Source organism: Micromonospora sp. NPDC048898 (assembly GCF_043198035.1).
Classification (GTDB): domain Bacteria; phylum Actinomycetota; class Actinomycetes; order Mycobacteriales; family Micromonosporaceae; genus Micromonospora.
Window position 1 is genome coordinate 1,083,225 of record NZ_JBICUF010000001.1, and the last position, 22,011, is coordinate 1,105,235.

Genomic DNA, 22,011 nt, shown 5'->3' on the forward strand with positions numbered 1-22,011 from the left:
CCGCCCCCCCCCCCCCGCGCCCCCCCCCCCGCGCGCCCCGCCGGCCCCCCCCCCCCCCCCCCCCCCCCCCCGCCCCCCCCCCCCCCGGCCCCCCCCCCGGGGGGGGGGGGGCGGGGGCCCCCCCCCCCCCCCCTCGACCCGTCCCCGCGTCGTCGATCATGCAGTTGTGGTGCCTCGCGAAAGCCACTAACAACCGCAATCCGCCCACCACATCTCCATGATCGACCGGGGCTGTTGCGCGGACGACGTCAGAAGTCGCCACCGCCGAAGTCGCCGCCACCGAAGTCCCCGCCACCGCCGAAGTCCCCGCCGGCATAGCCGCCGCCGACGTCTCCGCCCTGGTCTCCGCCGCCTTGGTCGCCGCCGAAGTCCTGGTCGCCCTGGTCGACGCCGTCGCCGAAGCCCTCCTGGTAGCCGGCGTCGTAGCCGTACCCGGGGTCGGCGAAGGCGGGCGAGAACAGCGCGTCGGCGATCAGGATGCCGCCGAGCACACCCGCGCCGGCACCCAGCGCGGTCTTCCACCACGGCGTCGAATACCACCCGGCCGGCACCGGCCGACCCTGGTAACGCCCACCGGGGTAGTAGTAGGGCGTTTCCCGGCCGGGTTGCGGGCCGGCCCGGAAGGTCTGCCCCTGCACGTCGACCTCGCGCTCCTTGGTGAGCTGCCCCACGCCGCGCGCGGCGGCCAATGTCGGCACCTCCGGACCCGGATCGATGCCCAGTGCGGTACGCGCCGCCCGGATGTACGCCAGCCCCTCCAGCGCGGTCTCCCGCGCCAACCCGAACTGGTGCGGCGTACGCGCCTGCTCCAACTGCGAGCCGGCCGCGTTGTACCGCTCACCGGCATCGGCCAACGCCTGGCGTACCGCTGGCTCGTCGCCCTGCAGGTTCAGCAACTGGCCGCCGAGGCGCTCGTACCACCGCTGCGCCTCCGCGCGGGCGTCGCCGAGCGCGGTGCGCTGCCGGGCGCTGGCCTGGGCGCGGACGAGCGCGGCAGCGCCCAGCACGCCGACCAGCACGACCGCGAGGCACAACACAAGTTCCATGTCATCGAACGTACCCCCGGCTGTCGCGTCGTATCCGTCTGGCAAGCTCCGGTGATGGACGTCTCGACCCTGCTCCTGGTGATCGTGTGCCTCGGTGCCGGCGGGGCGGTGGGCTGGCTCGCGGCCCGGTCCCGCTCGGCGGCCGAGATCGCCCGCCTCGACGCCACCCTGGTCGCCACCCGGGAGGGCGAGGGCCGGCTGGAGCAGTCGATGCGGGCGTTGAGCTACGAGGCCACCGCGCAGTCCCAGGAGGCGGTGGCCCGGGCGGTCGCGCCGCTGCACGACACCCTGCGCCGCTACGAGCTGCGGGTGGCCGAGCTGGAGCACGACCGGGTCGACGCGTACGCCGAGCTGCGCGAGCAGGTCCGTTCGATGACCGCCGTCTCCGGTGAGCTGCGCACCGAGACCAAACAGCTGGTGGCGGCGTTGCGCGCGCCGCAGGTGCGGGGCCGCTGGGGCGAGCACCAGCTACGCCGGATCGTCGAGGCGGCCGGGATGTTGGAGCACTGCGACTTCTCCGAGCAAGTCACCGCCGCCACCGACCAACAGGTCGTCCGACCGGATCTGGTGGTCCGGCTGCACGGCGGCCGATCGGTCGTGGTGGACGCCAAGGCGCCGTTCGACGCGTACCTGACGGCCATGGAGGCCCGCGACGAGCGCGGCCGGGACACCCACCTCGACGCGCACGCCCGGCACCTGCGGGGGCACGTCGACGCGCTGGCCGCCAAGTCCTACTGGGCGGCGTTCGACAACTCACCCGAGTTCGTGGTGCTGTTCATTCCGGCCGACACGTTCCTCGACGTCGCGCTCCAACGTGACCCGACGCTGCTGGAGCACGCGTTCACCCGCAACGTGGTGCTGGCCACGCCGGCCACGCTCGTCGCCCTGCTCCGGACTGTCGCGTACTCCTGGCGGCAGGAGGCGCTGGCCCGCAACGCGCTCGCGGTGCACACCCTCGCGCGGGAGCTGTACGGTCGGCTCTCCACGCTCGGCGACCACGTGGGCAAGCTCGGGTCGTCGCTGGCCGGGGCGGTGACCGCGTACAACCGGGCGGTTGGGTCGTTGGAGGCCCGGGTGCTGGTCAGCGCCCGCAAGCTCGCCGAGTTGGGCGTTTCGGACGACGAGTTGGCCACGCCCGCGCAGGTCGAGTTGACGCCCCGGCAGCCGCAGGCACCCGAGCTGGCCGAGCTGGCCGATCCGGCCGACGACGAGGTCACGGCCCGCTAGCGCGCGGGTGCTCAGGACCGGTTGGCGTTCGACACGACGAATGGGGTGCCCTGCTGGCAGGTGGTCATCATGCCGGGCTCGGCCCGGCCGCTGACCTCCACCCGCGCACCCGGGGTCAGCACGTCCCGCGGCCCCCCGAGGAGCAGGTAGCCGTCGAGCAGAACGCAGCCGGGCTCCACCCCGCCCTGCAGCACCCCGGACAGGGTGGTGGCCCGGACCCCCGGGGGTGTGCTCGGACCGCCCGGCTTCGGGCGCGACGGCATCCCGGTCGGTGCGGGGTCGACGACCGACGGCGTGCCGGTCGGTGCCGGGTCGACGACCGACGGCGTGCCGGTCGGGTCGGGCGTGGGCTGGCTGGTCACCGTGCCGGTCGGCGTCGGCGGGGGGTTGCCGCCTCCGGCATCCTGGCTGCCGCAGGCGCTCAGCGCCACGCAGACGGTCAGCGCGGAGACGACGAGCCGAAAGGTCCTCATGCCGGATCTGACGTACGCCGGGCCGGGTTCGTTCCCGTGTTCAGCCGCGCGCCGCCGCGGCCTTCATGTCCCGCTTCAGCTCCTGCGGGAGTGAGAACGTGAGCCGCTCGTTGGCGGTGGTGATCTCCTCGACGTCGGCGAAGCCCCGCGCGGCGAGGTAGGCCAGCACCTCCTGGACCAGGTCGTCCGGGACGCTCGCGCCGGAGGTCAGGCCGACCGTGTTGGCCCCCTCCAGCCAGGCGTCGTCGATCTCGTGGGCGAAGTCGACCAGGTGGCCGGCGCGGGCGCCCGCGTCCAGGGCGACCTCGACCAGGCGGACCGAGTTGGAGGAGTTCGTCGAGCCGACCACGATCACCACGTCGCAGTCGGCGGCGATCTCCTTGACCACGTGCTGCCGGTTGGACGTGGCGTAGCAGATGTCGTCGCTGGGCGGAGACTGCAGCAGCGGCAGTCGCTGCTTGAGTCGGGCCACCGTCTCCAGCGTCTCGTCGACCGAGAGCGTGGTCTGGGAGAGCCAGACGACCTTCTCCGGATCGCGGACGGTGATCTTGTCGGCGCCGTCCGGGCCGTCGACGAGTTGGATGTGCGCGGGGGCCTCACCGGCGGTGCCGATGACCTCCTCGTGCCCCTCGTGACCGATGAGCAGGATGTCGTAGTCCTCGGCGGCGAACCGCCTCGCCTCGTGGTGCACCTTGGTGACCAGCGGGCAGGTCGCGTCGATCGCCTTCAGCGAGCGCGCCTTGGCCTGCTCGTAGACCTCGGGAGCGACGCCGTGCGCGGAGAAGATGACGGTGGACCCCTCCGGCACCTCCTCGTTCTCCTCCACGAAGATCGCGCCCTGCGCCTCCAGGGTCTGCACGACGTGCTTGTTGTGCACGATCTGCTTGCGCACGTAGATCGGGGCACCGTAGAGCTTCAGTGCCTCCTCGACGGTCTGCACCGCGCGGTCGACGCCGGCGCAGTAGCCGCGGGGCTTCGCCAGGAGCACGCGCTTGCCGGTCCGGGGAGTCGCCTCAGCCTCAGTCACCCCCCCATCGTACGTGCCGCCCTCCCCAAGACCTGTTGATCATGAGGTTACTGCTGCGACACGCCGACACCAGGGGCAATAACCTCATGATCAACGGGCCAGGCCGTGGGGGTCCGTAGGGTGGGCGGATGACCGAGGGGGCGCGGAGCAGCGCGGAAGAGCCCTGGCCGGTGCGGGTGGTCAGCCAGAAGGTGGGGGCGTGGATCGCCAAGCTCGGCTGGGTGTGGGTGGACGGGCAGGTGGCGCAGATCAGTCGCCGACCCGGGGCCAGCACTGTCTTCCTCACCCTGCGTGACCCGTCTGCCGACCTGAGTCTGACCGTCACCACCAACCGGGACGTGCTGGACGCCGGGGCACCGGAGCTGCGCGAGGGTGCCCGGGTGGTGCTGCACGCCAAACCGGAGTTCTACGCCGCCCGGGGCACGCTGAGCCTGCGCGCCGACGAGATCCGTCAGGTGGGGCTCGGGGAGCTGCTGGCCCGGCTGGAGAAGCTCAAGAAGCTGCTCGCCGCCGAAGGCCTCTTCGACCGCGCCCGCAAGCGCCGACTGCCGTTCCTGCCCGGCCGGATCGGGCTCATCACCGGTCGCGCGTCGGCGGCGGAGCGGGACGTGCTGACCAACGCCCGGCGACGCTGGCCGGCGGTGGAGTTCCGCACGGTCAACGTGGCCGTGCAGGGCCCGTCCGCGGTGCCGCAGATCGTCGACGCGCTCAAGGTCCTGGACGCCGACCCGAGCATCGACGTGATCATCATCGCTCGGGGCGGCGGCGGCATCGAGGACCTGCTGCCCTTCTCCGACGAGGCGCTCTGCCGCGCGGTGTTCGGTTGCCGTACCCCGGTGGTCAGCGCGATCGGCCACGAGACGGACGCACCGCTGATCGACTACGTCGCCGACGTTCGCGCCTCCACCCCGACCGACGCGGCCAAGCGGGTCGTCCCCGACCTCACCGAGGAGGTACGCCTCATCGGTCAGGCCCGGCACCGCCTGGAACGGGCGGTGCGCAACCTGGTCGACCGGGAGACGCACCGGCTCGACGGGTTGCGTTCCCGGCCGGTGCTGGCCCGACCGCAGGTGATGGTGGAGCATCGCGCGACCGACCTGACCGCGTTGCGCCAGCGGGCCGGCCGCTGCCTGGAACACCGGCTCGGCGCCGCCGACGACGACCTGCGCCACACCCTCGCCCGGCTGCGTGCGCTCTCCCCCGCCGCCACCCTCGACCGGGGGTACGCGATCGTGCAGCGTCAGGACGGCCACGTCGTCCGCGCGGCGTCCGACGTCGGCAAGGGCGACCCGTTGCGGGTACGACTGGCCGACGGCGAACTGGCCGCCACGGTCGACGGCTGAGTGGCGACGCGGTGACCCGGCGAGCGGTGTGCTGAGATGGGTGCGATGAGCGACGACACGAAGGCCGGGCCGGACGCACGGCTCAGTTACGAGCAGGCCCGCGCCGAGCTGGCCTCGGTGGTCGAGCGGCTGGAGGCCGGCGGCACGTCCCTGGAGGAGTCGCTGGCGCTCTGGGAGCGCGGCGAGGCGCTGGCGGTGATCTGTCAACGCTGGCTGGACGGCGCGCGGGCACGGATCGACGCCGCCCGGCAGGAGCCCGCGTCCTGACCGACCGCCGGTGGGGCGGCCGGAGCCGCCCCACGCGCGTACGTCAGTTGAACAGGCTGTACAGCTCGGCTGGCGCTTCCACGACCTGGTCCGCGGGCGGCTTCTGGGCGGCGGTGGCGGCACCGTAGTCGGAGTACGTCATCTTGATCTCCTGGGCGGCGGTCTGCCCGGCGGCCGGCAACTGCAGCACCAGCTCGCTGAGGCGGTTCTGCGCGTCCACCTTCGCGGTGAAGGGAACGGTCTTCGCCTGGGTGCCCAGAGCGGCGATCGTGGCGGCGTTCAACGAGCCCGCCTCGGCGGCCTTGGTGACGTCGATGGTGCCCGCGTACGCGCCGGTGCCGGTGCTGCGCACCTCGGTGATGCCCTGGGTCAGCACCGCGCTGCCGGCCGGGTCGACCTTGTCGAAGTCGAAGCCGAGGTTGCGGTTGCCCTTGATCCGGGCCTGGTCCAGGTGCTGGTACTTACCGAGGTTGAGCTGCTTGATGGCGGGCAGGCTGTTGGCGGTGGGGCCGGTCAGTTCCAGCTTCACCCAGCTGTCCGGCTTGTAGTGGATCACGTCGAGCTTCATGGCCAGGTCGGACGAGGGGCCGCCGATGGCGAACTTCATCGCCGCGCTCTGGCTCGGCTGGTGCACCTGGCCCTCGGCCGTCGAGCCGGCGCCAGCGAGAGTGAACCGGAAGTTGCCGCTGCTGATCTCCTTGGTGGAGTCGAGCAGGGCCTGCTTGGCGTCGCCCGCCGCCGGAGCGCCGGACGCGCTCGCCGTGCCGGACGCGGTCACCGTCGGGGTGGCGGTCGATCCGGCGGTGCCGGTCCCACCGTCGCCGCAGGCGGCCAGTGCTGGCGTGATCAGGGCAGCGGCTACCAGGCCGGCACCGAATCGTCGGACAGTCATACGTGTCTCCCAAGAGGGTCACCCGACGGCCTGGACGGCGCCGGAAACCGGGCGACGCGGCAGCACCGTCGGCCGCGCCGCGCGATCCGAGCCGAGCAGCGCGCCCGGATCACTCCCTCTCTGTTCCCTGTTGACGGGTCGGACAATCACCCTTCTGTCCGGTTGCCCTCTCCGACCACCACCGAGCCCGGTCAGCGCAGCGAGCCGGCCAGCTCGCGTAGTTCGTTGTCCCGGGCGTCGCCGATGACGATCACCGTGCGGGTCGGCTCCAGGAGGACCAGCGCCTGCTGGTTGCCCCGGGCCGTGTAGAGCTGCCAGGTCCGCCCGGCCAGCTCGGTCGGGCCCCGGGGCTGACCCTGGTCGGTCAGCTCGGCGGGGAGCAGCCGCTCCGCGGGCACACTGCTCTGCAGGAGCTGGATGCCCCGCCCCTCCGGTGTGAGATAGCCGATACGCAGGTTCGCGCCGCCGTCGACACTCTGGTAGCGGGCGTTGACCGTCGACCATTCGGAGCTGAGCCCCTCCGGCTGGCTCACCGGAAACACGTTCGCCGACCGGGCCTGCTCGATGGCCGGGGCCGGATCGACTGTCGTGGCCTGGTCACCACCGAGGAAGCCCCGGTAGAACGCCAGCAGCAGCGCGATCGGGACGAGCAGCACCAGCAACGAGATCGCCATGTCCTTCGGCGACCGTTCGGATTTGGCGGGTTGCACTCCCGGCGGTGGCGTCGGCTCATCGCCGGCGGGGTCACCACCGGGGCCGACGGGGACGTCGGCCGGCGGCTGACCGTCGGGCGGCGTGCGGTCGGCGGGTACGCGGTCGGCTGGCTGTGCGGGCTCCACCCCTCCATCTTCGCAGCCGCCCGACCGGCGGTATCCAGGCCATCACCGCCCCGCGCCAACCCCGGGTCGGCCATCGTGTGAGGATCAGCGACAGAGCCGGCAGTGGGGACCGCCCCGCCGCCGGTCGTCCCCGCACCGTCGCGAGGAGGAGCAGCCGTCATGACCAACACCAGGACGCGGATCCCACAGGATCTCGACCGAAACCTCGCCCTCGACCTGGTCCGGGTCACCGAGGCCGCCGCGATGGCCGCCGGCCGGTGGGTGGGCCGGGGCGACAAGGAGGGCGGCGACGGAGCCGCCGTCGACGCCATGCGCAAGCTGATCAACTCGATCCAGATGCGCGGCGTGGTGGTGATCGGCGAGGGCGAGAAGGACAACGCCCCGATGCTCTTCAACGGCGAACACGTCGGCGACGGCACCGGCCCGGAGGTGGACGTCGCCGTCGACCCGGTCGACGGCACCACCCTGATGAGCAAGGGCATGCCGAACGCCGTCGCCGTGCTCGCCGTCTCCGAGCGGGGTGCGATGTTCGACCCCAGCGCCGTCTTCTACATGGAGAAGCTCGCCGTTGGTCCCGCGTACGCCGATGTGATCGACATCAACGCCGGGGTGGCCGAAAATCTGCGCCGGATCGCGAAGGTCAAGGGCACCGACGTGTCCGAGGTGACGGTCTGCGTGCTGGACCGCAGCCGCCACGACGACCTGGTCACCCAGATCCGCCGGACCGGGGCGGGCATCCGGTTCATCTCCGACGGCGACATCGCGGGGACCATCGCGGCCGCCCGGGGCGAGTCCGAGGTCGACGTGCTGATGGGCATCGGTGGCACCCCGGAGGGCATCATCTCCGCCTGCGCCCTGAAGTGCATGGGCGGTGCGATGCAGGCCAAGCTCTGGCCACGCGACGATCAGGAGCGGGAGAAGGCGCTCGCCGCCGGGCACGACCTGGACCGGGTGCTGGCCACCGACGACCTGGTCACCGGTGACAACTGCTTCTTCGTGGCGACCGGGGTCACCTCCGGAGATCTGCTGCGCGGGGTGCGGTACCGGGCCGGTGGCGCGTACACCCAGTCGATCGTGATGCGGTCGAAGAGCGGCACGATCCGGGTGATCGACTCGTACCACCGGCTGGAGAAGCTGGCGCTCTACTCCGCTGTCGACTTCGACGGTCGGCCGCTGGCCGAGCAGGAGTGACCGCCACCGACGCCGCGACACCGCAGGCTCTCTCCGCGACCCGCCGGTTCACCGGCGTTGCGCTGGCGTCGGTCTCCGGGGTCGCGGTGGCGGTGCAGTCGCGGATCAACGGCGAGTTGGGGGTACGCCTGGGCGACGGCTTCGCCGCCGCGGTGGTCTCGTTCAGCGTCGGCCTGCTGGTGCTGCTGGTGCTGGTGCCCGCCACCCCCGGCGGGCGACGCGGCCTGGCCGCGACGCGGCGTGCCCTGGCGACGGGAACGCTGCGGCCGTGGCAGTGCCTCGGCGGGATGTGCGGGGCTTTCCTCGTGGCCACCCAGGGGCTCACCATCGGCACGCTCGGCGTGGCGGTCTTCACCGTGGCGGTGGTGGCCGGCCAGACCGGCAGCAGCCTCGCCGTGGACCGGGCCGGGATCGGGCCGACCGGCCGGCAGCCGGTCACCCGGCAGCGACTCGCCGGCGCGGTGCTCACCGTGCTCGCGGTCGGCCTGGCCGTGGCCGACCGACTCGGCGATCCGGGCACGCTGGCGCTTGCCCTGCTGCCCCTGCTCGCCGGGTTGGGCATCGCCTGGCAGCAGGCGGTCAACGGCCGGGTCCGGGCGGCGGCCGACAGCGCGTTGACCGCCACACTTGTCAACTTCGCCGTCGGGACGGTCACCCTGCTCGTCGCGTTCGCCGTCGACACCGCCGTACGCGGCTGGCCGACCGGCGACCTGCCGAGCGAGCCGTGGCTCTACCTGGGCGGCCCGATCGGCATCGTGTTCATCGCGATCGCCGCCGCGATCGTGCGGTTCACCGGTGTGCTGCTGCTCGGTCTGGCCACCATCGCCGGCCAGATCGTGGGGGCGGTCCTGCTGGACCTGGTGCTGCCCACCGCGGCCTCCCACCCCGGTGTGAACACCCTTCTCGGGGCAGCACTGACCATGGTGGCGGTGCTGATCGCCGCGCTGGCGCCACCGGCTCCCCACGCCGACCGACCCGCGCGCTGAGCGCCCCACGCGCCGAGCAACCCCGCGCCGACCGACCCGTGCCCTGGGTGCCCCACGCGCCGAGCAACCCCGCGCCGACCGACCAGTGCCCTGGGTGCCCCACGCGCCGACCGAGCCGCGCGCTGGCGGCTCCGCGCGGAACGCTCAGCCCGGCGGCAACTCTGACGGGTAGGGCGGCCGGAGCTGCGCTGGTCCAGGCGGCCGGAGCTGCGACGGCGGGGGCGGGTCAGGCACCGCCGGCGGGCGCGAAGGGTGGAGCGCATTCGGGTAGGGCGGGTCAGGCACCGCCGGCGGGCCCGGAGGGTAGGGCCCGGGCCGCCCGTGCGGCCCGGGCGGATAGGGACCGTGCGGATAGGGCCCGTGCGGCCCGGGCGGATAGGGACCGTGCGGCGGGTAGGGCGGGCGCGGCGGGTGCCGGCGCTCGAACGCGCGGGCCGGGTCGACCAGTCCGGCGATCCGGATGGCCAACAGCACGCCCGGCACCGTGCCCACCAGGGCGAGCGCCACCGCGAACCGGGTCTGCGGCGGGGTGCCGTGCAGCCAACCGACGAGCGGCAGCCCGGCCAGGACGACGGTGAGCAGGAGCCCGGTCAGCGCCCCTCCGATCCACCGGCCCGTTGCCCCCTGGTAGGAGGCTCGGACGACCAGGCTCACCGCCGTCAGGAGACACGCCGGCAGAACGACGAGCAGCAGGGCGTTGTACGTCGACCAGTCGTCGCTGCGCTCCCAGGCCAGGGCCAGCACGATGCCGGCGGACAGCAGCATCCCGCTGCCGGCGACTCCCCACCAGCGTGGGCCTTTGCCGCGCCGGATCGCCAGGTGGGCGGCGAGCACGGTGACCGCGACGGCGAGGGTCAGCGAGAGCGCGAAGGCGAGAAAGACGTCGGTGTCGCGGTCGCCGGGTCCACCGGGGCCCAGTGCGGGTGGACCGTCCGAGGTGTCCTGCTCACTGGGGAAGCCGGCACGTCGCCAGCCGCCGTCCGACCCTCGGCGCAGGAGGCCGTCGCGACCGTTGGCGACCAGCACCTCGTGGCCGCCGTCGGCGGCGGGATAGACGATCAGATCACGGGAGGCGAAGTGCCGACGGATGTCGCCCGGGCTGTCGAATCGACGGGCGAACGCCTCGCGGCGCGCGTCCGACACCTCCCAGGCCACCCGCCATGTCGCACCGGCGTCGTCGCTCTGCTCCACCCGCAGGTGACCGCGGACCGCCCGGTAGCACCGCTGCGGCTCGGTCGGCACACACGCCTGCCGCTGCCCGACGTCCGGACCGGACAACCGCTGTTCCTCCGCGGCGTCGGCGGGTCGCCAGTTGGTCCCCCGGTCCGTACTGACCGACCACCGGCCATCGGCTGGCTGGGTCGGCCAGGATCCGTCGTCGTAGCCCGAGCCGATCGAGACCGCCGGCTGACCGTCGAGCAGGGCGGTGCCCACGGCGTAGGGGTAGTGCACCACGCTTGTCGCGGCCACCGCCAGCACCGCCGGTGGCAGCACCACCAGCAGCCGGACCAGCCGGGCGGTCCGTTGGCGCACCGGCCGGCGACGCGCTCGCGTCCAACTCCACCAGGCCAGGCCGAGTGCCGGCAGGGTCAACAGGTCGGTCCGGTCGGCCCGGACCAGGGACGGCCCGGCCAGCACGGTCCAGGCCGACGAGGCCAGCTCGGCGGCGTACCCGCTGGATTTGACGAGCGCGAACCCGGCGCCCACCGCGACCAGACCGGCCAGCGCGGCGGTCCGGGCCGGCAACCGCGGCACCAGGAGGGTCAGCAGCACCGCGACAAGTGGCGGGGCGAGCACCAGACCGGCGACGTCGCTCAGCTTGCCGGTCAGCAGGCCGGGAAAGGCCGCCTTCAGGACATGGTCGTTGACCAGGAGCAGCACCAGGGCGAGCAGGGTGCTGGGGTGGCAGAGCCAGGGCAGGGTCGTCGGTGCGCCGTCCTGCCGTGCCGCGGGACCCGTCATCCACCCAGGGTCCGGTCGACCCGTCTCGATCCGGACACGGATCGGTTCGGGTCCGATACCGACGGTCAGCCAGCGTCGGAGGAGTGCCCGGGGAAGAGGTGGGCGCTCGGGTCGATGGCCACCGCCGCGTTGTTGACCGCCGTCGCCGCCTCGCCGAAGCCGGTGGCGATCAGCCGCACCTTGCCCGGATATTCGGTGATGTCACCCGCCGCGAAGACCCGGGGCAGGTTCGTCGCCATCGCGCTGTCCACCAGGATGTGCCGGCGGTCCAACCGCAGCCCCCACTCGGCGAGCGGGCCCAGGTCGGCGGTGAAGCCGAGCGCGGCGACCACGGTGTCCACCGGCAGCGTCTCGGTGGCGCCACCGCTCACCCGCACCTCGGCGGCGGTCACCGCGCCCTCCCCGAACAGCCTGGTGACCTCGGCGTTTACCACCACCCGCACCGGCAGGGAGAGCACTCGGGCGACAGTCGAGGCGTGCGCCCGGAATTTTTCCCGGCGGTGCACGAGGGTCACCGAGCGGGCCAGCGGTTGCAGCGCCAACGCCCAGTCGAAGGCGGAGTCGCCGCCACCGACGATCAGCACGTCGTGGTCGGCCAGGTCGGTCGGCTCGGTGACGAAGTAGACGATCCCGGTGCCGGGAGCGCCGTCGGCGCACGGCAGCGGTCGGGGGCTGAAGCTGCCGAGCCCGCCGGTGACCACGACCGCACCGCACCCGAGCTGCTCGCCGCCGGCCAGGCCGAGCACCGGAAGACCGTCGGCGTACGACAGTTTCTCGGCACGGGTGTTGAGCAGGTACTGAGGCGCGAACGGAGCGGCCTGTGCCACCAGGTTGGCCACCAGGTCGCGGCCCTTGACCGCGGGGAAGCCGGCCACGTCGAGGATCAACTTTTCCGGGTACATGGCGGTGACCTGGCCGCCGGGCTCGGGCAGCGCGTCGATGACCGCCACCGACAACCCTCGGAACCCGGCATAATACGCGGCGAAGAGACCGGCCGGACCGGCCCCGATCACGGCGACATCGACCTCGCGCATGGCGTACCGTCGCTTTCCGCTTACGGATCAACGCGTGCTGATCTCGACCGTAGGCGGGTGGCAGCGGTCCGGCAAGCACGTCCCAGGGGCGCGCCGGGGATTTGGTCAGGGCAGGCTGAGCGTGGACCCGAAGTGGTCCGGCCCGTCCACCGCCGGCCGTCGACGACGGAACAGGATCGCCGCGACCACCCCGCCGAGCAGCCCGAACAGGTGGCCCTGCCAGGAGATCCGCTCGTCGGTGGGGAGGATGCCGACGAGTTGCCAGCCGTAGAGCAGGCCGACCAGCAGGAAGACCGCGAAGTTCCACCAGCTGCGTTCGACGATGCCCCGGGTGAGCAGGATGCCCAGGTAGCCGAAGATGACGCCGCTGGCGCCGACCACCACCGAGTTGGGCGAGCCGGTGAACCAGACGCCGAGCCCGCTGACCAGGATGATGACCAGGGTCGACCAGAGGAATCGGCGGGCGCCGGCGGCCAGGACGAACGTGCCCAGCAGGATCAGCGGGATGCTGTTGCTGTAGAGGTGGTCGAAGCCGTGGTGCAGGAACGGGGAGAAGAAGACCCCGTCCAGCCCTTCGATGCGCTGCGGGATGATGCCGGCGTTGGCGTCCAGGCCGAACGCGAGCCCCTGGTCGACGGCCTCGATGAGGAAGAGGAACGGGACCACCGCGCACATGGCGACGAACGCCCGGCCGAGGGCGGCGTAGAACGCCTCGGTGCCGAACCGGAAGGGGTCGCCGCTTGACGGGTGCAGGGTCACCTGACAACTGCTATCAGCAAAAGCGGCCGGCCGCCACTCACGTCCCGCCCGGAGTACGCGCGAAGGCGGGGCGGGTGGCGAGCCACCCGCCCCGCCTTCGGAAGCCGTCAGTAGTGGTTGTTGTTCTGGAAGAACGTCCAGGCGCCGCAGGGCGTGTCGTACCTGCCCTTGATGTAGCCCAGCCCCCACTTGATCTGGGTGGCCGGGTTGGTCCGCCAGTCGGAGGCGACCGTGCCCATCTTGCTGCCCGGCAGGGCCTGCGGGATGCCGTACGCACCGGAGGAGTTGTTGGCGGCCTTGTGGTTCCAGCCGCTCTCCTTGGTCCAGAGCTTCTCCAGGCAGGGGAACTCGGCGATGCCGAAGCCCGCGCCGATCATCAGGGCGCAGCCGGTCTTGCGGTTGCCGCTGAACTCCTCGCAGGACGCCGGGATCGGCCCGTCGTACGGCTTGGCGGGTGCGTTGGCGGCCTCGCGCTCGCGTTTGCGGGACGCCGCGGCGGCCTCGGCCTTGCGGGCTCGCTCGGCGGCCTCCTTGGCGGCCTGTGCCGCCCGCAGCTTGGCCTGGTACTCGGCGGCCCGCTGCTTGGAGAACTGCACCTGGTGGGCGGCCTGCCGCTCGCGCTGGTACGCGAGGTCGGCCCGGTCGACCTCAAGGCTGGCCTGCTCGACCAACCCCTGTTGCTGGGTTTCCCGGTCCTGGCCCAGGTAGAAGCCACCGGCAACGCCCACGGAGAGCAGCGCCACAGCAGCCGTACGGGCACCCAACCGGCTCCACAGCCGACTCACGAAGTGGTCCCTTCGTCGGGGGCATGGACGCGGCACGGCGCAGGTCACAGGTGGACCGTCAACCGTGCCACGAGCGCCCCGACCGCTTGCCGGTCGCGCCGACGCACCGATCGCCGCCGATGTCCTCCGTCGTGCGACGAACGATCACCGGCGATCCCCGTGGTGCGTGGGCGCTCGTGGGACACGATTGCGCACAGTGAGGCTGATGGGAAACCAACCACGCTGTTTGTGACTTCAGCCACATTAATTAGGTGGACAAAAGCCGCATAAGCACCATCAGATCGGAATGTCCTCCAGGAGATCGGTGACCATCGCGGCGATCGGCGACCGCTCCGAACGGCTGAGTGTCACGTGCGCGAAGAGCGGATGGCCCTTGAGCGCCTCGATGACCGCCGTCACCCCGTCGTGCCGGCCGACCCGCAGGTTGTCCCGCTGGGCCACGTCGTGCGTGAGCACCACCCGGGAGCCCTGCCCGATCCGGGACAGCACGGTCAACAGCACCCCGCGCTCCAGCGACTGGGCCTCGTCCACGATCACGTAGGCGTCGTGCAGGCTGCGCCCCCGGATGTGGGTCAGCGGCAGCACCTCCAGGATGCCCCGCGAGGTGACCTCCTCCAGCACGTTCTCGTGCACCACCGCGCCGAGCGTGTCGAAGACCGCCTGGGCCCACGGCGACATCTTCTCCGACTCCGACCCGGGCAGGTAGCCCAACTCCTGGCCACCGACGGCGTACAGCGGGCGGAACACGATCACCTTCTTGTGCCGGCGGCGCTCCATCACCGCCTCCAGCCCCGCGCAGAGCGCCAACGCGGACTTGCCGGTGCCGGCCCGGCCACCGAGCGAAACGATCCCGATCGCCTCGTCGAGCAGCAGGTCGAGGGCGACGCGCTGCTCGGCGGAACGGCCGTGCAGGCCGAACGCCTCCCGGTCGCCCCGGACCAGCCGGACCGACTTGTCCGGCAGCACCCGGCCGAGCGCGGAGCCCCGCCCCGAGTGCAACACCAGGCCGGTGTGGCAGGGCAGGCCGGCCGCCTCGTCGAGGTCGAGCGTCTCTCCGGCGTACAGCGACCCGATCTGCTCCTCGCTGAGCTGCATCTCGGACATGCCCGTCCAGGTCGGGTCGCTGGCCTGGCCGTGGCGGTACTCGTCGGCGCGCAGACCCACCGAGGCCGCCTTGACCCGCAGCGGCATGTCCTTGCTGACCAGTGTCACCTCCCGCCCCTCGGCGGCGAGGTTGAGCGCGACGGAGAGGATCCGGGCGTCGTTGCTCTCGGTCCGGAAACCGGGCGGCAGCACGCCGTCGTCGGTGTGGTTGAGCTCCACCCGCAGGGTGCCACCGGCATCGTTGGCGGGCACCGGTCGGTCGAGTCGGCCATGCCGGACCCGTAGGTCGTCCAACATTCGCAGCGACTGCCGGGCGAACCAGCCCAGCTCCGGATGGTGCCGCTTGCCTTCCAGTTCGGTGATGACCACCAGAGGCAGCACCACCTCGTGCTCCGCGAACCGGTGGAACGCCGCCGGATCGGAGAGCAGCACGGAAGTGTCCAGGACAAAGGCCTGGCCGGCTGGTCGTGGCTCCTTCGGGTCGGCCGGCGCGGCGGCCGCCGTGCGGCGGCTCCTGCTGGCGCGGCGGGTCGTGGCAGTCGCGGCCGGGGTCTGGTCGGCACCGGCGGTGGTACGGCGAGTCGTCACAGGCCTGCTCCGACGGATGGGCACCCGCCACCCGTGTTCCGCCTCCTCCGGTGCCCGGGGACACGGGGTCGGATGCGGAACCCCGTGCGCGAGGTCGCAGATCCGGGCGGACCGGCTGGCTCGGGAGAACCCCGCGCCATGCCTAGACGCTAGCCGCGCCGGACCCTTCCGGCTAGTGCGTGCGTGGAACTCCCACGACGCGCGCCTCGTCGGGAGGGGCATGCGAGGGCGCGGCGGAACCGGCCGGGATGCATGCCCCCTGCGCGCACCCCGGCCGGTTGGGGTCACCGTCACCGGTCTGACGTGACCCCGTCGGTGCGTGTCCGCCGCGGACGACGCACCGCGTCGGTGCTGCCGGGGGGGGGGGGGGGGGGCGCCCCCCCCCCCCCCCCCCCCCCCCCCACCACCCCGGCCGGGGGGGGGGGCCCCCCGGCCGCGGGGGGGGCCGGGCGGCGCCCCGCCCGCGGGGGGCCCCCCCCCCGGGGGGGGGGGGCCCGCGGGGCCCCCCCCCCGGGGGGGGGGGGGCGGGGGGGGGGCCCGCCCCCCCCCCCCCGACCTCAGCCGGTACGTCGAACGAGCGTGCCGGTCGGGTGCCGCCCGGTGATCGGGGCGGCCGGAGCGCTGAACGACGACCCGGTGTACGTGGTGCCGGGGCGGGTGACGGTGCTGGCCGAGCGGACCACCCCCGCCGGGGAGACCGACAGGGCGGAGGCGATCGCGGCCTGGGCGTCGCGGCGGCGTCGGTTCCAGGCGCCCCGGTCACCGTCGAAGTAGCCCTGCCGATAGCCGAAGCGGTAGCCGATGCGGTAGCTGAGTTGCCCGTGCAACCGACCGGCCGCGTAGCTGGTCGCACCGAGCACCAGGACGAGGAACACCGCGAGGAACGGGCTCATCGGGCAACACCGGCCCAGCGTGGACGCCAGGTCATCGCTCCTCCGGCTCGATCGTGGTGGGATCCGCGACGAGCAGCCGGTCCAGGTCGTCGGTGCTGACCTCCTCGACCAGCTCGACGCTGATCCGGCAGCCGTCCAGCACGATCTCGGCCACCGAGGAACGGCGGATCTCGCCGCCGGCGTCGTAGACCCGGACGCTCAGTTCCGGGCAGCCGAGATGGGTACGCCAGGCGTTCCACTCGGCGCGGTCGCCGACGCTCAGCGACAGGTAGCGGCAGCCTCGGGCGAGGTAGAGACGCCAGGGGGCGGTCAGCCCCGCGGCGACCCCCTCGGCGATCAGCCCGAAGGCCTGGGCGCGGGTGGCGAGCTCGGTCACCACACCCCCTTGGCGTCGGGGGTATGACGCATGTGAGCACCAATCGTCTCATGCACGTGACACACCGTAGATTGTCCCATGGACGTGACAGTATCAGCTTTTCGTCCGCTTACCTTTGCCACTACGTGCATCTATTCTGCCCGCGTGACACCCCTCAACAGTGGCACTGAATCGTTTACCGGAAATCCGAAGATCACGTCACGTCCGCGTGACAGTGGCGAGCCGGGGCGCGCGCTCGGCGCCGCGTGGCCGTACCGTCACGGGGTGACCGAGACGGCCAATGCGCGGAAGATCGCCTTCGCCACCTTCGTTCGCCGCGCCCTGGACGAGGCACGGGCGACCCGGGCCTGGAGTGGCACCGAGGTGTCCCGGCGCACCGGCGTCTCCCGGCAGACCATCAACCGGTGGGTCCGGGGCGACTGGGCAAGTGACCCGGAGGCCGAACGGGTGGTCGCCTTCTGCGAGGGGCTGGGGCTCAACCCGGCGGCGGCCTTCGCCGCACTCGGCTGGGACCGCACCGCGAGCGGCCCCCGCAGCGGCCAGCCCGCCCCTCCGATGGACCCCGACGTGGAGGCTCTGCTGCGCCGGCTGGTCGATCCGAACGTTTCGGACGCGGAGAAGTTCCACATCCGGGAAACCATTAGATACCTCGCATACCGCCCAACGCTGCCAGTCGATGTCCGAAATAGAGGCAATCAAGCAGGGTAGTTCCTCAGATGGCGAAAGAACGCCTGGTCAGGTTCATTCGTTTGCCTCCGGGGTCGGAACGGGCACGCTAGCGTCCCTATTCGTACTGCTTGGGCTCGTCATCGGCGGGGGGACGGGACAAGGCCGAACCCAGCCCTGCGGGACAAAAGGAGGGGTCTGTCCATGACCCTGAAGTGGTTGGCAGTCGTGGTCGCGACGGTGTCGATGACACTGTGGGCGACCGGTAACACAGTGACCCTCGCGGTCGACGGCGGGCAGCTGCCGCTGCTCGTCAACCTCTTCGTACTCATCACCGCCGGCACCGCGGTCGTCCTGGCCGTCGTCGCCGAGCTGCACGAACGCATGAACGACCGGATCAGCGCACTCACCGAGTTCCTGGTGGCACGACTCAACGAGATCGAGACCCACACCGGCGATCGCAACACCGGGTTCGTGGAGGGTTACCTGTTGAGCCACGGCCAGGAAGCTGCGGTGGTGCCGTTCGGTCGGCGTGGACGAGGAGCCGCCGAACGCTGATCGCCCACCGCGCAACGGGTCCGCTCGGCCAGGAATGAGCCTTCATCGCCGGGGTACGCTGACGCGCGTGCCGCCGTTGAATCTGGGCAACCACCAGCCGAGTACTCCGTTGAACGCCGACCAGGCCTGGCGGACCACCGCCAGCCGGGCGGCCGGGACCGTGCTCTTCTTCGACTTCGACGGCACGCTCGCGCCCGTCGACGACGATCCGACCGCGGTCCGCCCGGCGCCCAAGGCGTTGGCCGCGATCGAGGCCCTGGCCCCGGTCGTGCAGCGGGTCGCGATCGTCTCCGCCCGACCCGTCGAGTTCCTGCGGGATCAGCTCGGCGGGCTCACCGGCGTGGACCTCTACGGCCTGTACGGGCTGGAGCACAGCCACTCCGGCGGGGAGACCGTCACCGAGCCGGCCGCGCTGCCCTGGGTGCCGACCATGACGGAGCTGGCCGACCTGGCCCGGGCGGAACTGCCGCCCGGCACGCTCGTGGAATACAAGCGACTCTCCGTGGCACTGCACTGGCGGACCGCCCCGCAGCTCGGCGCGACGGTGCAGCAGTGGGGGCAGGCGCAGGCCGACCGGCTGGGCCTGCGGGTGCAGGCCGGGCGGATGGTGCTGGAGCTCAAACCGCCAGTCGACCGGGACAAGGGCATGGTGATCGGCGAGGCGATCAAGGGTGCCACCGGCGCCTGGTATTTCGGTGACGACGTCTCGGACATCAAGGCCTTCGCCGCGCTGCGCGCCCGCGCCGCCGCCGACCCGGACTTCCTCGGCGTCTGCGTGGCGGTGGCCAACCCGGAGACCGGCCACGAGGTCGCCAACGCCGCCGACCTGACGATCGAGTCCCCGGCCGCCCTGGGCGACTTCCTCACCGAGGCGCTGACCCACCTGCCCTGACCTGGCCGGGCGGCAGACCGACGCGCGTCAGGCGCCGTAGCGGCGTTGCCTGGTCGCGTACGAGCGCAGCGCGCGCAGGAAGTCGATGTGCCGGAAGTCCGGCCAGTTGAGTTCGCAGAAGTAGAACTCCGAGTGCGCGGACTGCCAGAGCATGAAGCCGGACAGCCGCTGCTCCCCGCTGGTGCGGATGACCAGGTCGGGATCGGGCTGGCCACGGGTGTAGAGGTGCTCGGCGATGTGCTCGACGTCCAGCACCTCGGCCAGCTCCTCGATCGTGCCGCCGGAGGCGGCGTGCTCCAACAGCAGCGAGCGGACCGCGTCGGTGATCTCCCGGCGACCGCCGTAGCCCACCGCGATGTTGACCTCCGCGCCGCCGGTGCGCTCGCGGGTGCGTTCCTCGGCGCCCTTCAACGCCGCCGCGGTCTGCGCCGGGAGCAGGTCGAGAGCCCCGACGATGCGCAACCGCCAGGGGTTGCCCTCCTCCGCCAGCTCCACCACCAGGTCTTCAATGATCTTGAGGAGAGGGTCCAGCTCACTTGCCGGGCGGCGCAGGTTGTCGGTGGCCAGCAGGTAGAGGGTGACGTGCCCGATGCCGGCCTGGTCACACCAGCCGAGGACATGCTTGATCTTGGCCGCCCCGACCCGGTGGCCGTCGTTCGGGTCGACGAAGCCCATCTCCCTCGCCCATCGGCGGTTGCCGTCGCACATCACCCCGACGTGCCGGGGCACCGGCTTACCCGCGAGCTTCGCCGTGAGCCGGCGCTCGTACACGGAGTAGATAAGGTCCCGCAGCGTCATCACCTAGCAGCGTAGCGACCCTTCGGCCAGATCACCGCCTCGGAGTCGCATCCCCGCCGGGCAGACCGATGCCGATCATCGCCAGCGTACGGGCGGTGAGGCGTCCGTCACCCAGCCCCAGCTCGACCACGTCATAGAACACCCGGTCGTCGCGCCGGGCGGCCCGCACCGCCGCGTCCACCACTCGGCCACGCCGCGCCAACCAGGCCGCGAACGAGCTGTGCCGCAGGTGGGTGCCGAGGCGGCGACGCAACCCGTGGGCGTAACGGACGGCCGCCGCCTCGGGTGCCTGGGCCGCTGCCGCCCCGGCGAGCGCACCGGAGAGCAGCGCGTAGAAGATGCCCTCCCCGGTGAACGGATTGATCAGTGACAGCGCGTCCCCGGCCAGCAACGTGCGGCCACGCCCCGGTGCCGGCCGGTGGGTGGACAGCGGCAGATGGTGGGCGCGCAACGCGGTCACCGTCCCCAGATCGGTGCCGGGCAGCAGCGCGGCCAGCCGGTCCAGCAGGTAGGCCCGGCTCAGCGGCTCACCGCGCAGCACCTCCCCGTACCCGACGTTCGCCCGTCCGTCGCCGATCGGAAACGACCAGGCGTACGCCGGCCAGCGCGCCTTCGAGGTGACGATGAGCTGCTCGGACGGCCCGGGCAGAGCCGGGGCGTACCCCCGGATGGCCAGCGCCAGGTGCCGGTCGGGATTCTGCGGATGGCCGAGTGCCCGACGCACCAACGAGCCGGCGCCGTCGGCACCCACCACCACCCGACCGGACACCTCCCCGTCGAGCACCACCCGGTCGGCGCGCGGCTCGACCCGGCGCACGGTGTGCCGGCGCAACTGCGCGCCGGCCGCCACGGCAGCCGCCACGAGTCGCGCGTCGAAGACCTCCCGGGGCACGGTGTACGCGGGTCGGGGCAGCGCCCGAGCCACGGCACCGCCACCCGGCGCGATCATGCGTAACGCGGGCAGCTGCGCGTAGCCGGCCACCGCCTCGGGCACACCCAGCTCGGCGAGCACGTCCACCGAGTGCGCGGCGATCCCGTCGCCACACGCCTTGTCACGGGGAAAGTCGGCCCGGTCCAGCAGCAGCACGCTGGCACCCGCCCGGCGTGCGGCCAACGCGGCGGCTGCTCCGGCCGGCCCCGCGCCCACCACCACCACATCGAACTCGTCGCTCACCGCGCGCCTCCCTCCCCGTCGGCGGCACGGCCCGTTCGCCATCTGCCCGGCCATCCGCCTGCGCCGTCGGCGTCGGTCGCTGTGACCGACACCACCCGCCATCCTGCCCCCTGCCCGCCCGCGCGGGCCGCACCGCGCGGCGCTGGCTCCCGGTCCTCTTCGGAGAGCACCGGCCCGCCAGGGTCGGCACGTCTGTCCACGCGCCTGTAGACCTTGCCCCCGTAGGTGGGGCGCCGCTCACCAATCTGGGGCGTCCGCATGATCGTGCCGTCGTCAGGCCAGAGCAGCGTCGGGGGTGCGGGCGGCGCGGCGCAGGCCGTAGAAGGTCAGGCCCGCCGCGGCGAGCAGCGGTGCACCGTCGCGGACCAGGCCGTCCACGCCCAGCAGCCACCAGCACAACGGCAGGTCCACGGCGAGCACGACCAGGGTGACGCCGACCAGCAGGCCCCGCGCCCAGTCCTTGCCGCGCATCAGGAACGCGGTGCAGAACAGCACCGCGTAGCTGGCCGCGATGCCGGCACCGAACCAGAACAGCACGGCCGGCAGCGCGGACAGCCGACCGTCCAGGATGGCGCCACCGGCCACCAGGGCCGGCACCAGCATCAGCGGGCTGTAGGTGAACGCCGCCACCCGGCTGGTCAGCAGCCAGGCACTGGCCTCCGGCCGGCGTGGTGGGGTTTCCCGCCAGGAGAGACCGGCCCGGTCGATGACCAGCCGTGGCCGGTGCCGGACGAGGTGCCCGGCCAGCGCCGACGAGCGGTACAGCAGCCAGACCACCGCCACACAGAGCGCGCTGAGTACGGCGAAGCCGAGCAGGCCGGGCAGCGGCGGCACCCCCTGGCGGGGCACGATCAACCGACCGACGGCGAAGACCGTGGTGACCGCGAGGATCAGCCCGAACGGGCGAGCCACCGTGCGGCCCCGGCGGACGTGCCCGATCAGCAGCAGGAAACCGAACGAGCGCAGCATCGCCCAGCCGGTGCGTACCGCCAGACCGAAGCCCTGCTCCGGGGCGTACCACCAGTTGAGCAGCTCGACCACGACGGTGGCCGCCGCCGTCGTCGCGAGCAGGAAGGTCAGCACCCGGACGGCGGACGGCCGCCGGACCTCGGTCTCGGCGGCCGTCCTCAT

General features: G+C 72.5%; 23 protein-coding genes. 8 read left to right on the forward strand and 15 right to left on the reverse strand.

Going from position 1 to position 22,011, the window contains the following annotated elements; translation table 11 throughout:
* Positions 1 to 248: 248 nt before the first annotated feature.
* Positions 249 to 1,046, reverse strand: a complete 798-nt coding sequence (locus ACGFIQ_RS05070; protein WP_393239328.1) for a hypothetical protein — start codon at positions 1,044 to 1,046, stop codon at positions 249 to 251.
* 54 nt (positions 1,047 to 1,100) lie between these two features.
* Here ACGFIQ_RS05070 and rmuC point away from each other — a divergent pair, with 54 nt between their 5' ends.
* Positions 1,101 to 2,273 carry a DNA recombination protein RmuC gene (gene rmuC / locus ACGFIQ_RS05075; RefSeq protein ID WP_393239331.1) on the forward strand — a complete coding sequence of 391 codons (1,173 nt, stop codon included), beginning with the start codon at positions 1,101 to 1,103 and terminating at the stop codon, positions 2,271 to 2,273.
* A gap of 11 nt (positions 2,274 to 2,284) precedes the next feature.
* Here rmuC and ACGFIQ_RS05080 read toward each other — a convergent pair whose 3' ends face one another.
* Both ACGFIQ_RS05080 and ACGFIQ_RS05085 read right to left on the reverse strand, forming a co-directional pair.
* Positions 2,285 to 2,746, reverse strand: a complete 462-nt coding sequence (locus ACGFIQ_RS05080; protein WP_393239333.1) for a hypothetical protein — start codon at positions 2,744 to 2,746, stop codon at positions 2,285 to 2,287.
* Positions 2,747 to 2,786: 40 nt separating this feature from the next.
* On the reverse strand, positions 2,787 to 3,773 hold the full coding sequence (locus ACGFIQ_RS05085) for a 4-hydroxy-3-methylbut-2-enyl diphosphate reductase (protein WP_393239336.1): 987 nt from the start codon (positions 3,771 to 3,773) through the stop codon (positions 2,787 to 2,789).
* Positions 3,774 to 3,901: 128 nt separating this feature from the next.
* Here ACGFIQ_RS05085 and xseA point away from each other — a divergent pair, with 128 nt between their 5' ends.
* Both xseA and ACGFIQ_RS05095 read left to right on the forward strand, forming a co-directional pair.
* Positions 3,902 to 5,116 carry an exodeoxyribonuclease VII large subunit gene (gene xseA / locus ACGFIQ_RS05090; RefSeq protein WP_393239339.1) on the forward strand — a complete coding sequence of 405 codons (1,215 nt, stop codon included), beginning with the start codon at positions 3,902 to 3,904 and terminating at the stop codon, positions 5,114 to 5,116.
* A 45-nt stretch (positions 5,117 to 5,161) separates the two neighbouring features.
* A complete protein-coding gene (locus ACGFIQ_RS05095; RefSeq protein WP_393239342.1) occupies positions 5,162 to 5,383 on the forward strand; it encodes an exodeoxyribonuclease VII small subunit in 222 nt (73 codons plus the stop codon).
* A gap of 43 nt (positions 5,384 to 5,426) precedes the next feature.
* Here ACGFIQ_RS05095 and ACGFIQ_RS05100 read toward each other — a convergent pair whose 3' ends face one another.
* Together ACGFIQ_RS05100 and ACGFIQ_RS05105 are read right to left on the reverse strand one after the other, a co-directional pair.
* The gene (locus tag ACGFIQ_RS05100; RefSeq protein ID WP_393239345.1) at positions 5,427 to 6,275 is read right to left on the reverse strand and encodes a hypothetical protein; all 849 of its coding nucleotides are present in this window, start codon (positions 6,273 to 6,275) and stop codon (positions 5,427 to 5,429) included.
* Between the two features lie 191 nt (positions 6,276 to 6,466).
* Positions 6,467 to 7,114: a DUF4245 family protein gene (locus tag ACGFIQ_RS05105; protein WP_393239348.1), complete on the reverse strand. Its 648-nt coding sequence runs from the start codon at positions 7,112 to 7,114 to the stop codon at positions 6,467 to 6,469.
* A gap of 159 nt (positions 7,115 to 7,273) precedes the next feature.
* Between ACGFIQ_RS05105 and glpX the strand changes: the two genes are divergently transcribed.
* Together glpX and ACGFIQ_RS05115 are read left to right on the forward strand one after the other, a co-directional pair.
* Entirely contained in the window at positions 7,274 to 8,305 is a 1,032-nt protein-coding gene (gene glpX, locus ACGFIQ_RS05110; RefSeq protein ID WP_393239351.1) for a class II fructose-bisphosphatase, read from the forward strand.
* Positions 8,302 to 9,291 (forward strand): DMT family transporter, encoded by a 990-nt coding sequence (locus tag ACGFIQ_RS05115; RefSeq protein ID WP_393239354.1) that lies wholly within the window; start codon positions 8,302 to 8,304, stop codon positions 9,289 to 9,291. The genes glpX and ACGFIQ_RS05115 overlap by 4 nt, the downstream gene beginning before the upstream one ends.
* A 144-nt stretch (positions 9,292 to 9,435) precedes the next feature.
* Here the strand turns inward: ACGFIQ_RS05115 and ACGFIQ_RS05120 are convergent, their stop codons facing one another.
* From ACGFIQ_RS05120 to ACGFIQ_RS05150, 7 genes are all read right to left on the reverse strand, one after another.
* On the reverse strand, positions 9,436 to 11,253 hold the full coding sequence (locus ACGFIQ_RS05120; RefSeq protein ID WP_393239357.1) for a hypothetical protein: 1,818 nt from the start codon (positions 11,251 to 11,253) through the stop codon (positions 9,436 to 9,438).
* A 65-nt stretch (positions 11,254 to 11,318) separates the two neighbouring features.
* Positions 11,319 to 12,287: an NAD(P)/FAD-dependent oxidoreductase gene (locus ACGFIQ_RS05125; protein WP_393239360.1), complete on the reverse strand. Its 969-nt coding sequence runs from the start codon at positions 12,285 to 12,287 to the stop codon at positions 11,319 to 11,321.
* 105 nt (positions 12,288 to 12,392) lie between these two features.
* Positions 12,393 to 13,046: a rhomboid family intramembrane serine protease gene (locus tag ACGFIQ_RS05130; RefSeq protein WP_357076525.1), complete on the reverse strand. Its 654-nt coding sequence runs from the start codon at positions 13,044 to 13,046 to the stop codon at positions 12,393 to 12,395.
* A gap of 107 nt (positions 13,047 to 13,153) precedes the next feature.
* Positions 13,154 to 13,831, reverse strand: a complete 678-nt coding sequence (locus ACGFIQ_RS05135) for a lytic transglycosylase domain-containing protein (RefSeq protein WP_393239362.1) — start codon at positions 13,829 to 13,831, stop codon at positions 13,154 to 13,156.
* Positions 13,832 to 14,107: 276 nt separating this feature from the next.
* Entirely contained in the window at positions 14,108 to 15,523 is a 1,416-nt protein-coding gene (locus ACGFIQ_RS05140; RefSeq protein WP_393239365.1) for a PhoH family protein, read from the reverse strand.
* 557 nt (positions 15,524 to 16,080) lie between these two features.
* On the reverse strand, positions 16,081 to 16,416 hold the full coding sequence (locus tag ACGFIQ_RS05145) for a hypothetical protein (RefSeq protein ID WP_393239368.1): 336 nt from the start codon (positions 16,414 to 16,416) through the stop codon (positions 16,081 to 16,083).
* A gap of 31 nt (positions 16,417 to 16,447) precedes the next feature.
* On the reverse strand, positions 16,448 to 16,792 hold the full coding sequence (locus tag ACGFIQ_RS05150) for a hypothetical protein (RefSeq protein WP_354995764.1): 345 nt from the start codon (positions 16,790 to 16,792) through the stop codon (positions 16,448 to 16,450).
* A gap of 264 nt (positions 16,793 to 17,056) precedes the next feature.
* Between ACGFIQ_RS05150 and ACGFIQ_RS05155 the strand changes: the two genes are divergently transcribed.
* From ACGFIQ_RS05155 to otsB, 3 genes are all read left to right on the forward strand, one after another.
* Entirely contained in the window at positions 17,057 to 17,500 is a 444-nt protein-coding gene (locus ACGFIQ_RS05155) for an XRE family transcriptional regulator (RefSeq protein WP_357076513.1), read from the forward strand.
* 162 nt (positions 17,501 to 17,662) lie between these two features.
* On the forward strand, positions 17,663 to 18,016 hold the full coding sequence (locus ACGFIQ_RS05160; RefSeq protein ID WP_357076510.1) for a hypothetical protein: 354 nt from the start codon (positions 17,663 to 17,665) through the stop codon (positions 18,014 to 18,016).
* 67 nt (positions 18,017 to 18,083) lie between these two features.
* Positions 18,084 to 18,908, forward strand: a complete 825-nt coding sequence (gene otsB, locus ACGFIQ_RS05165) for a trehalose-phosphatase (protein WP_357076507.1) — start codon at positions 18,084 to 18,086, stop codon at positions 18,906 to 18,908.
* A gap of 27 nt (positions 18,909 to 18,935) precedes the next feature.
* On the opposite strand, the gene ACGFIQ_RS05170 is transcribed toward otsB, so the two are convergent.
* The 3 genes from ACGFIQ_RS05170 to ACGFIQ_RS05180 form a co-directional block, all read right to left on the reverse strand.
* Positions 18,936 to 19,706, reverse strand: a complete 771-nt coding sequence (locus ACGFIQ_RS05170) for an isoprenyl transferase (protein ID WP_357076504.1) — start codon at positions 19,704 to 19,706, stop codon at positions 18,936 to 18,938.
* A 31-nt stretch (positions 19,707 to 19,737) separates the two neighbouring features.
* The gene (locus ACGFIQ_RS05175; protein ID WP_393239374.1) at positions 19,738 to 20,922 is read right to left on the reverse strand and encodes a geranylgeranyl reductase family protein; all 1,185 of its coding nucleotides are present in this window, start codon (positions 20,920 to 20,922) and stop codon (positions 19,738 to 19,740) included.
* Between the two features lie 231 nt (positions 20,923 to 21,153).
* Positions 21,154 to 22,011 carry a hypothetical protein gene (locus tag ACGFIQ_RS05180; protein WP_393239376.1) on the reverse strand — a complete coding sequence of 286 codons (858 nt, stop codon included), beginning with the start codon at positions 22,009 to 22,011 and terminating at the stop codon, positions 21,154 to 21,156.